Raw genomic sequence first — 11,557 nt, forward strand, 5'->3', positions numbered from 1 at the left:
GGGGGTGCAGTTGTCTCAACTGCACCAACCATCAAAAAACATTCTATGCGCAAACTCATTATACTATTCGTCACACTCGCAACCATCACCTCTTGCGACCTGAAACGCGAGAACTTCAACTCCTCGAAGAAGCACTTCACCAACGAAGTGCTCCTCGGCTACACGCCCGTGAAAGACCAGGGACACAGCTCGCTCTGCTGGGCATACGCCATGCTCGCCACCATCGAGACCGAACATATACAAATGGGCGACTCGGTGAACCTCTCGGTCGACTACATTGCACGCTATCAGCTCGGCGAACAGGCACGTTTCCACTTCCTTTCGAAAGGCTACGACCGCATGACGCTGCGCGGAACGGCACCGCTGCTACTGCGCCTCATCGACGAATACGGCATCATGCCCTACGACTCGTACAACGCACACAACATCAACTACCAGTCGATGATGAAGCGACTCGTGATGCTCTCCAACTCCTCACGCAACATGAGCGAGCTGAAAAACCGCGCCGAACGACTCTTCGACGACCGCATCGGAGCACTGCCCAAGAAGGTGTACATGCTCGGAGCCGAATACACACCGCTCGAGTTCGCACATAGCGTGTGTATGCGAGGCGAGTACTTAGCCATGACAAGCTTCACACACCACAGCTTCGGCGAGGCGTTCGTGCTCGAAGTACCCGACAACTACAGCAACGAACTCTACTACAACGTGCCCATCGACGTAATGATGAAGCGCATAGAACGCTCGCTGCGAGCCGGACACCCCGTATGCTGGGAAGGCGACACAAGCGAAACGGGCTTCGACTTCAAGCGTGGCGTGGCGGAACTCACCAAGCAGCGACCCTACACGCAGAAGGAGCGACAGATAGAGTTTGAGAACCACCACACCACCGACGACCACTGCATGGTGCTCATAGGCATAGCCCACGACGAGAACGGCAAACGCTACTATATAGCAAAGAACTCATGGGGCACAGGCAACGCCTACAACGGACTCATGTATCTGTCTGAAGAGTACGTAATGATGAAGACAATAGCTATCGTCGTGAAGAACATAAATATGTAAGCAGGCATATCATACCTGCTTACATACACACCTACATACCTACATACATACCAACATTATGTAAATTGTTTGCGCAAACATTTACAAATACTAAAATTTACCAAACAATTTAACGTTTATTACACATTCAAACTACCACTGTATCAGACTATTATCTATATTTGCAAAGTGTAAAGTTTAAATATTTTTTATAACTACTATAATTATTAACCTAACCCTTAAAGACTATGCAGAAAAGATCATTTCTTACAGTCGTAATGTTCCTGATAGGAATGTTTATGACGGGGGCGTATGCACAGACGCATACAGTTTCTGGTCTCGTTAAAGACAAAGAGATGGGCGAACCCCTTGTTGGAGTAAGCGTGTCTGTAAAAGGCACGAAGAACGCAACAATGACTGACCTGAACGGTAACTACACTATCCAGACCAGTGCAAAAGACGTATTGGAATTCAAATACGTCGGTATGAAAAATGCAGAGGAAACGGTTGGCAACCGCAAAATTATCAACGTTTCTCTTTCTCCTAACGCAGAGAGCCTTGGCGAGGTTGTTGTTACAGCCATGGGTATCAAGCGTCAGTCGGAGACACTTACCTACTCGGCACAAACCGTAGGCGGAAAGGATGTCAACGACATCAAGTCAATCAACATGATCAACTCGCTGCAAGGCAAGAGCGCAGGTCTGCAGATTACACCTAACTCTACTGGTGCGGGCGGTTCTTCAAAGATTTTGTTCCGCGGCAACAAGTCAATCTCTGGTAGCAACCAGCCGCTCATCGTCATCGACGGTGTGCCGACAATGACCAATACCACAACCTCTCAGGTATCAAGCGACTACGGTGGCGAGCGCGACGCAGGTGACGTTATGTCTACCATCAACCCCGACGACATCGCTTCTATCACCCTTCTGAAGGGTGCTGCCGCTTCAGCTCTCTACGGTGCGGTGGCTGCCAACGGTGCCATCATGATCACCACAAAGCAGGGCATGGCTGGCAAGGTGAGCGTGAACGTATCAAGCAACACCACAATGGAGATGCCGATGATTCTGCCTAAGTTCCAGGATACATACGGAGCAGGCGCAGACGGTACATTCTCTTGGGGCGACAAGCTCGCAAGCGCTTCAAAGAACTATGCTAAGGAGTTCTTCCGCACTGGTTTCACAACAAACAACTCTGTATCGCTTGCCGGCGGTAGCGAGAACTTCAAGGCTTACTTCTCTTACGGCAACGTATTCTCTCACGGTATGACTCCGGAGAACACATACCGCAGCCACAACCTCAACTCGAAGGTCGACTTCAAGGTGCTCGACCATGTTTATGTCGACTTCTCGGCTAAGTACAGCAACCAGTACTCAAAGAACCAGGCAGCTGCCGGCTACCTCTGGAACCCACTTACAGGTGCTTACCTCGCTCCGCGTGGCATCGACTGGAACTACTACAAGGACAACTACGAGGTTTACGACCCAGCACGCGGCTGCAACGTTCAGAACTGGACAAACACCGAGCTGCAGCAGTACGGCAACCCATATTGGATGCTCCATCGCCAGACACCTATCTCAAACCGCAACCGCTATGAGTTCGGTGGATCTATCAAGTGGGACATCACTCCTGACGTGAACATTCAGGGACGTATGCGCTACGAGCGCGGCGAAGAGCAGTTCATACACAACGCTTACGCTTCTTCTGTTGGCAACCTCTACAAGATGGGACGTATGAAGAACAACCGCTACTTCAGCGACCAACTCTACGGCGACGTTCTCGTTAACTACAACCACACATGGGGCGACTGGGCTCTCACAGCAACAGCAGGCTCAAGCTTCACCAAGACCAAGACTGCTCACGTAGACCTCTGGGCAGAGGGCGATCAGTTTAAGGCACCGGGCGACGGCAACGTTTACTACCCGAACATCTTCACTCCGAACAACTACTACGGCAATATGTCTACATTGGGCAATGGCGACGCTATGAACACAGAAAAGCGCCTCAACGCCGTATTCGCAACAGCTCAGGTAGGTTTTAAGGAGGCTGTATTCCTCGACCTCTCTGCACGTAACGACTGGTCGTCAGCTCTCGCATTCACCGAAAGCTGCTCATTCTTCTACCCGTCAGTAGGTGCCAGCGTTCTGCTCAACAAGCTCGTGCCGATGGGCGAGCAGGTGAACCTCTTCAAGTTCCGCGGTAGCTACTCTATCGTAGGTAACGACGTGCCTATCTACATGTCTAACCCACGATACACTCTCGGTGGTTCAGGTGCTATCTCTGCTCCTGACAAGGCAGCGTTCCGCACATTGAAGCCTGAGAAGACCCACTCTCTCGAGTTCGGTTTCGACGGTACATTCTTAAACAACCGTCTCGATTTCTCTTTCACATATTATAAGACGAACACCAAGAACCAGTTCTTCTCTGTTTCGGCTCCTTACGAGAGCGGTCTGCGCAATCGTTACGTGAACGCCGGTAACGTACAGAACCAGGGCTTCGAGGCATCTGTAGGCTGGCATCAGCAGTTCAATGCCGACTTCTCTTGGTCTACCAACTTCAACATCTCTTACAACGAGAACAAGATTAAGGAGCTCGTAGAGGGCTTGGAGAACGGTCTTACTATCGCTTCTTGGCAGGGCGCAAAGGTTGTGCTCAACGAGGGCGGCTCTTACGGCGACCTCTACGTACGCCAGATCAAGCGCGACGAGGCAGGCAAGCCAGTGAAGAACGCAGATGGCAAACCGGTTCTTATGGGCGACAACATCGACGAGATGAAGTATGCAGGCAACATGAACGCTAAGGTGAACTTCGGTTGGAGCAACACATTCCACTACAAGGACTTCACATTGTCGTTCCTCATCGACGGTAAGTTCGGCGGCAGAGTGCTCTCAGCTACTGAGGCTACACTCGACGGCTGGGGCGTATCAGAGCGCACTGGCAACGCACGCAACGCAGGTAAGGTTGTGGTTGACGGCGTTGAGTTCGACCCACAGCTTTGGTACACAGAGACTGGTTCTTCTAACTTCAACAACTCGTACGCTACAGAGTTCTACGTTTACAAGGGCACAAACGTACGTCTGCGCGAGATGAGCCTCGGCTACACCTTCCGCAACCTCTTCGGAAACGGCAAGAACCTCACAGCTGCGCTCATCGCACGCAACCTCTTCTTCTTCTACAAGGACGCTCCTTGCGACCCGGACGTATCAATGGGTACTGGCAACGGTGTGCAGGGTGTCGACATCTTCAACCTTCCTTCTTCAAGAAGCTTAGGTCTGAACCTGAAGTTGAACTTCTAATTATTTTTGAGCGAGTAAAAACAAATTTTACAACCGTTTAAAATCTAAGCAATTATGAAAAAGAGAAATATATTCGCGGTGTCATCAATGCTGGCACTGGCTGTGATGGGTAGCGGAATGCTTAGCTCATGCACAGACGATTTCGAAGATCTGAATACAAACAAGACGCAGGTGGATCCAGGCGATTTGCCGTTCGCTGCACAGTGTGCGGAAGCTATGAACTATTGCTATGCACCTCATCAGAACATGTTCCAGTTCTGGACAAACCTCACCATCGACCTCTATGGTGGCTACTTCCAGACACCTCACGGCAACTTCACCAACTGCGATATGGGTGAGAACCGCGGACACAGTGGCGGTATGTACGAGAACTATTATCTGCATATATTCAACAACACACGCCGCAACATCGCCAACCTCGAAAAGCAGTCAAAGCCAGGATTGGCAGCCACAATGCGTATCGTGCAGGCTGTAGGTACTATGCAGGCTACCGATGCTTACGGACCGCTCGCCTACTCGTCTATCATCAACGCCGAAAGCGAGACAACTTATCGCTTCGACAGTCAGCAGAAGCTCTATGAGCAGATGCTCGACGACCTCGACAAGGCTATCGTTGATCTTAAGGCAATGAGCGACGAGGAGAAGGTATCGCTCGCTACATACGACACATGGGGCGGTGGCGACCCTGCTATATGGGTGCAGATTGCCAACACCATGAAGCTGCGCATCGCTCTGCGTCTCTCTAAGCGCGAGAGCGAGATGGCTGCCGACGGCTACGACCTCAAGGCTATCGCAACTGCAGCTGCTGACAACACCCTCGCCGTTTCGGGCAAGGACATCGTCATCAAGGACCAGAGCAACGAGCTGAAGCGCATGTTCGAGTGGCTCGACTGCGGTATGAACGCTAACCTCGTAACGCTTATGGTGGGCATGAACGACCCGCGTCTGCCTCTGTACATGACAAAGAACGCTGACGACATCACCAACGAGAAGGGCGTCACCACTCCTAAGGGATCTGTTTACTGCGGCATCCGCTACGCAAGTGGCATGAAACAGAAGGGCTCTGACGGCTGGTACGGATACAAGATGTCGCAGTGGGTTGGCTCATACAACACTCCGCTGCCTATCTTCAAGGCTGCCGAGGCTTACTTCCTCCTCGCTGAGGCTAAGCTGCGCTGGAACATCGGCGGTACAAGCGTGAAGGATCTCTACGAGCAGGGCATCCGACTCTCTATAAAGAACGAGCTTGCTTATAAAGGTTCGTTCGCTGGCATTGAGAACATCAGCGACGCCGATATCGACGCTTACATCAACGGCACAACCGGTCAGGCTGACTATGTTGACCCAGGTGACTCTGAACACAACTGCAAGGCTGTGAACACACTCGGTGTGAAGTGGGACGACGCTGCAAGCAAGGAAGACCAGCTCGCACGCATCCAGACACAGAAGTACATCGCTCTCTTCCCACTCTCTAACGAAGGTTGGGCTGAGCAGCGTCGCACAGGCTATCCGAAGTTCTTCGTAGCATTGGTAAACAAGAGCAACGGAGCTGTCGACACTCAGGAAGGCGTTCGCCGTGTAATCTATAGCAGCAATGCTTACGACACCAACGCTGAAGGCATCAAGGGCGGTATCGAACTCCTCGACAAGGAGAATACCAGCAAGAAGGGTATCTCTGGCGATAAGGGCGGCACACACCTCTGGTGGGATAATGCTAACAAGGGCAACTTCTAAACGCTCTGCATAAACAAATAATTAAATACAAAGGACTCTGCCAAGCGCTTGGCAGAGTCCTTTTTATTTAATATCTTTGCAGAAGATAAGCTGCTAAACATAAAACAAGCAATATGAAGAAAATCGTAATACTCGACTTCGACGGCACCATCGCTGACACGAAGCCCGTCATACTCAACACATTTCATCGCACCTTCGACGCTATGCACCTACCGCAGCACAGCGACGAGGAGATAGCCGCTACAATCGGACTGCCGCTCGTGGAGGCGTTTCCCGTGCTCGAACCGATGGACAAGGAGAAGGCAGCGGAGTGTACAGCCACATACCGCGAGATATTCGAGGACGTGAACCGCGAGATTGGCGTGCCTATGTTCCCACACGTGGCTGAAACGCTGCGCCAGCTGCACGCCAAAGGCTGCACGCTCACCATCGCCACGAGCCGCGGATATAAGTCGGCTGCCGACTTCCTGCGCTCGTTCAAGCTCGACGACATCATCACGCTCGTTGTGGCTGCCGAGGATGTGCGCCACGCCAAACCCGACCCTGAGCCCGTGCTGAAGACACTGAAGCATTACCACCTGCAGCCAGAGGATGCCGTCGTCGTAGGCGACACCCACTTCGACATTCTCATGGGTCGCAACGCCCACTGCATGACCATCGGCGTGACTTACGGCAACGGCTCGCGCCAAAGCCTCATCGAAGCCGGAGCAGATGCCATAGTAGACGATTTTGCGGAGATTGCAGAGATGGTGTGAGGTGAGGTGGTGAGATGGTGAGATTTGTTGCCAGCATTAACCAAGCTTCTGCAACTTTTTTCCAGCATTTCAACCATACTTTTACAACTTTTTGCCAGCAAACATCCCATCTCTCTCAATTATATTTGCTAAATTTGCATATTAATAGGTGCATACCGCTTCTATACAACAACGAATAATAAAAAAAACAAAACCGAAAATATAATGGAACAAGCACTTTGGATTTACAATACGCTGTCGCGTCGCAAGGAAGTGTTCAAGCCGCTGCACGCCCCTAACGTGGGCATGTACGTGTGCGGACCTACCGTCTATGGCGACCCACACCTGGGTCATGCGCGCCCTGCTATCACGTTCGACATTCTCTTCCGCTACCTCAAGCACCTCGGCTATAAGGTGCGCTACGTGCGCAACATCACCGATGTGGGCCACTTGGAGCACGATGCCGACGAAGGCGACGACAAGATAGAGAAGAAGGCACGCCTAGAGCAGCTCGAACCGATGGAGATTGCGCAGTACTACACCAACCGCTACCACGCAGCTATGGAGGCGCTGAACGTGCTGCCGCCAAGCATCGAGCCGCACGCTACGGGCCACATCATCGAGCAGGAGCAGCTCGTGCAGCAGATTCTCGACAACGGATTCGCATACGAGAGCAACGGATCCATCTACTTCGACGTGAAGAAGTACAACGAGAAGCACCACTACGGCATTCTCTCGGGTCGCAACCTCGACGACGTGAAGGACGCTTCGCGCGCGCTTGACGGTGTTGGCGAGAAGCGCAACCAGGCAGACTTCGCACTCTGGAAGAAGGCTTCGCCGGAGCACATCATGCGATGGCCGAGTCCTTGGAGCGATGGTTTCCCGGGTTGGCACTGCGAGTGTACGGCGATGGGCCGCAAGTATCTCGGTGCTCACTTCGACATACACGGCGGCGGAATGGACCTCGTGTTCCCGCACCACGAGTGCGAGATTGCGCAGGCTGTGGCTTCGCAGGGCGACCAGATGGTGCACTATTGGATGCACAACAACATGATCACAATCAACGGACAGAAGATGGGCAAGTCGCTCGGCAACTTCATCACACTCGAGGAGTTCTTCACCGGCAACAACAAGAATCTTGAGCAGCCCTACTCGCCGATGACCATACGCTTCTTCATCCTCTCGGCTCACTATCGCGGCACTGTAGACTTCTCCAACGAGGCACTACAGGCTTCGCAGAAGGGTCTTGAGAAGCTCATGAACGGCATCGCCGACCTCGACCGCATCGCTGCTTCAGCAGAGAGCGATGCCGAGACGAAGAAGGTGGTGGGCGAGCTGCGCCAGAAGTGCTACGACGCCATGAACGACGACTTCGCTACGCCGCTCGTCATAGCTCATCTCTTCGAGGCTTGCTCCGTAGTGAACAAGCTCGTAGACCACAAGGCTACCATCTCTGAGGCTGACCTTAAGGAACTGACTGAGACAATGCGTCTCTTCGCGTTCGACCTGCTCGGTCTGCGCCCCGACAACGCCGGCTCTTCATCGCATCGCGAGGAGGCTTTCGGCAAGGTTGTAGACATGGTGCTCGACCTCCGTTCGAAGGCTAAGGCATCGAAGGACTGGGCTACCAGCGACCGCATCCGCGACGAACTGGCTGAGCTTGGCTTCGAGGTGAAGGACACCAAGGACGGTGCTACCTGGAAGCTTAAATAAGAGTTTTGAATTTTGAGTTAGCAAAGGCTTAGAGAGGCATAAGAAGGCTTAGTTCGGCTTAAACACACACATACAATGAAGAAAATATCTATAATCGCCGCAGCAATTGCTCTCTGCAGTTGCTCGGCAACAAAGACAACAGACGCAGCCGTTGACCTCAACGGCGAGTGGGACATCGTGAAAGTGGACAGCACCGCTGTAGACACCACAAAGACCGAGTTCCGCCCTACCCTGGGCTTCGAAACAGCAAAGGACAACGTATTCGGATGCGCCGGATGCAACTCTATCAACGGCAAGGCAAAGGTGGATGCAGCAAAGCAGACCATCAGCTTCTCGGAGATAGGCACCACGCTGATGCTCTGCGCCAATATGGAGTATGAAGAAAAGATTATGAAGGCTCTCGAAAGCGTGAAGGGATACAAGGCTGCTGGCGAAGGCTGCGTAGAACTGACTGACGGCAGCGGAAATGCCGTACTTCAGCTGAAGAAGCAGTAAACAGACTCTCTCCGTAGCGGATGTGAAAGCCTCCGCTACAGAATAACCCCTAAAACAGAAATCGCATGAAACACATAGTATTTCTTACCGGCGCCGGCATGTCCGTAGAATCGGGTTTCAAGACGTTCCGCGGCAACGACGGCTTGTGGGAGAACTATCCCGTCGACCAGGTTGCGTCGCACGAGGGATGGCTTGCCGACCCCACACTCGTGACCAACTTCTACAATATGCTGCGCCGAAAGCTCTACGCAGCGCAGCCCAATGAGGGCCACCGCCTCATCCACGAGCTGGAGAAAGACTATAAGGTGACGGTCATCACGCAGAACGTGGACAACCTGCACGAGAAAGCCGGCTCCACTAATGTGATTCATCTGCACGGCGAACTGACGAAGGTGTGCTCCTCGCGCGATGTCGACGACCCGCGCTATCAGCGCACTCTGACCGAGGACAACTGCGAGGTAAAGCCCGGCACACTCGCCGGCGACGGATCACTCGAGCGCCCGTTCATCGTGTTCTTCGGCGAGTCGGTGCCTATGATTAGCGTTGCGGCGGAGGCAGCCGAGCAAGCCGACATCTTCGTGATTATAGGCACATCGCTCAACGTCTACCCCGCTGCGGGCCTCATCCACTATGTGCGACCCTCAGTGCCCGTATATCTCATCGACCCCGAACCGTCGATGGGCGTGGGCAGACAGAACTTCAAGCACTTCCAGTGTGGAGCAAGCGAGGGAATGAAGCTATTGTGCGAAGAACTCTGTTGACACGACGTAGACTACTCTGATATTCCACAGGCGCATCAGCGTAGTGCGACTTAGCATTATGTGCAGACACACAAAAAATAAATGGGTGCAGTTCTTACCAAATGAAGAACTGCACCCATTTTATATTATTAGAACTTTACTGTTAGAACTTGTAGTTGATGCCGAACAGAATGTTTCTGCCGTCCAAGTTAACACCCCATGTATTAGCCTCGTCAACACGCTGATAGCCAAAGAAGCCAATCTTTGTAACAAAAGCCACATGATTAGAGAGGTTCACCTTAAGACCTGGCTTCAAACCAACTTCCCAAACATCATAGTCGCTCGAGCTATGCTGCAAGTCGTGATGCTCATAGCCAATGGTACCCTCAATGAAGAAGTCAACAATCTTTGCGCTGCAAGCTGTGTAACGAACATACGGAGCAACCTCAAAAACCTTCTCCTTGTCCTCAACGCCTGAGTAGCCTAAAGAGATGCCTGCATCCCACTTCTTATCCAACTGGAAACCTATCTCTGGAGCAATCTTCCAGCTGAACTTAGAGTCATGGTCGTAGCTGGTGTTAGCAAAACCAACACCACCACCAATGTACACCTGTGCACTTGCACATACGGCTACAAAGAGAGTAGCCAAAGTCATCATAATCTTTTTCATAAACATTATGTTTTTTAAGTGATTACTGCACGAAACATTACGTCCCATGCCAATAGTATTAAATATTTAAGCGCTGCAAATGTACACTTTTTAATGATATGAAACAATAAGAAACGCAAAAAATAAAACTAAATACATCAAAAAACGCTGCATTTTTTATGTATAGCAATCAGTTTGAGCACCATATTTACACTATTCACTTATTTATTCGTAACTTTGCAAAATAAATACACTCAAAGAATAATGCACAAACTCAGAACAATAGAAATGCAACGTCTGTCAGTAGACGAGTTTCACGAGGCGAATAAGCTGCCGCTCATCGTGGTGCTCGACGACGTGCGCTCGCTCCACAACGTAGGTTCGGTATTCCGCTCCTCAGATGCTTTCCGCGTTGAGGCGGTCTACCTCTGTGGCATCACCGCTACTCCGCCCCACCCCGAGATACATAAGACGGCACTCGGCGGCGAGGACTCCGTGACTTGGCGCTATTTCGAGACGGCTACCGAGGCGGTGGCAGAACTGCAGAAAGAGGGCGTTTTCGTCTATTCAATAGAGCAGGTAGAAGGCTCTACAAAGCTGCAGAACCTGCAACTGGACACCGACCGCCGCTACGCCGTGGTGTTCGGCAACGAGGTGAAAGGCGTGCACCAGGAGGTGGTAGACCTTGCCGACGGATGCCTTGAAATACCGCAGTTCGGCACAAAGCACTCGCTGAACGTCAGCGTGACGGCAGGCATCGTGATCTGGGAGGTTGCAAAGCAGTTCTTGGAAAGACTTAAACTTTAAGTCTGTCTTTTTAAAGATGTTTTTATTGTATATACGCAACTATATACCATTGAGTTCTACTCAAATCAATGAATTATGCATCAATAATTATAGTGATTATCCAAGCTATAAATGGAAAGAATATTACAAATAATTCACCTGAATATTTTTTAAAAGCTTGTTTATAACTTTCTGTCTCTTTCTTATGAGAATATATTAAAAAAACAGTACTAAAAGCATATAGGAAAAAAATATCCCAGCTATATAATCCATCCAATTAACTCTGCAGGTACGATTTGTAAGTGCACTTATAAAAAAAGAGTAAAAAAATAATTCATGTAACCCGTTGGCGGAATTAATTTAGCGCAT

9 protein-coding genes are annotated in these 11,557 nt (G+C 51.1%); 8 read left to right on the forward strand and 1 reads right to left on the reverse strand.

Going from position 1 to position 11,557, the window contains the following annotated elements:
- Nucleotides 1–45: 45 nt before the first annotated feature.
- The 7 genes from HMPREF0673_RS04050 (at nt 46) to HMPREF0673_RS04080 (ending at nt 9,774) form a co-directional block, all read left to right on the forward strand.
- Nucleotides 46–1,065 carry a C1 family peptidase gene (locus HMPREF0673_RS04050; RefSeq protein WP_040596374.1) on the forward strand — a complete coding sequence of 340 codons (1,020 nt, stop codon included), beginning with the start codon at nt 46–48 and terminating at the stop codon, nt 1,063–1,065.
- 227 nt (nt 1,066–1,292) lie between these two features.
- Nucleotides 1,293–4,337: a SusC/RagA family TonB-linked outer membrane protein gene (locus tag HMPREF0673_RS04055; protein WP_007898400.1), complete on the forward strand. Its 3,045-nt coding sequence runs from the start codon at nt 1,293–1,295 to the stop codon at nt 4,335–4,337.
- Nucleotides 4,338–4,391: 54 nt separating this feature from the next.
- The gene (locus HMPREF0673_RS04060) at nt 4,392–6,071 is read left to right on the forward strand and encodes a SusD/RagB family nutrient-binding outer membrane lipoprotein (RefSeq protein WP_007898402.1); all 1,680 of its coding nucleotides are present in this window, start codon (nt 4,392–4,394) and stop codon (nt 6,069–6,071) included.
- Nucleotides 6,072–6,184: 113 nt separating this feature from the next.
- On the forward strand, nt 6,185–6,826 hold the full coding sequence (locus HMPREF0673_RS04065; protein ID WP_007898404.1) for an HAD family hydrolase: 642 nt from the start codon (nt 6,185–6,187) through the stop codon (nt 6,824–6,826).
- 204 nt (nt 6,827–7,030) lie between these two features.
- On the forward strand, nt 7,031–8,518 hold the full coding sequence (gene cysS / locus HMPREF0673_RS04070; RefSeq protein ID WP_007898406.1) for a cysteine--tRNA ligase: 1,488 nt from the start codon (nt 7,031–7,033) through the stop codon (nt 8,516–8,518).
- 75 nt (nt 8,519–8,593) lie between these two features.
- Nucleotides 8,594–9,013, forward strand: coding sequence for an META domain-containing protein (locus HMPREF0673_RS04075; protein WP_007898408.1), 420 nt, complete (start codon nt 8,594–8,596; stop codon nt 9,011–9,013).
- A 65-nt stretch (nt 9,014–9,078) separates the two neighbouring features.
- On the forward strand, nt 9,079–9,774 hold the full coding sequence (locus HMPREF0673_RS04080; RefSeq protein ID WP_007898409.1) for an SIR2 family NAD-dependent protein deacylase: 696 nt from the start codon (nt 9,079–9,081) through the stop codon (nt 9,772–9,774).
- Nucleotides 9,775–9,916: 142 nt separating this feature from the next.
- Here the strand turns inward: HMPREF0673_RS04080 and HMPREF0673_RS04085 are convergent, their stop codons facing one another.
- On the reverse strand, nt 9,917–10,423 hold the full coding sequence (locus HMPREF0673_RS04085) for an outer membrane beta-barrel protein (RefSeq protein ID WP_022429334.1): 507 nt from the start codon (nt 10,421–10,423) through the stop codon (nt 9,917–9,919).
- A gap of 243 nt (nt 10,424–10,666) precedes the next feature.
- On the opposite strand from HMPREF0673_RS04085, the gene HMPREF0673_RS04090 reads away from it, so the two are divergent.
- The gene (locus HMPREF0673_RS04090) at nt 10,667–11,209 is read left to right on the forward strand and encodes an RNA methyltransferase (RefSeq protein ID WP_007898413.1); all 543 of its coding nucleotides are present in this window, start codon (nt 10,667–10,669) and stop codon (nt 11,207–11,209) included.
- Nucleotides 11,210–11,557: the final 348 nt, after the last annotated feature.

The sequence above is a fragment of the Leyella stercorea DSM 18206 genome, assembly GCF_000235885.1.
GTDB lineage: Bacteria > Bacteroidota > Bacteroidia > Bacteroidales > Bacteroidaceae > Prevotella > Prevotella stercorea.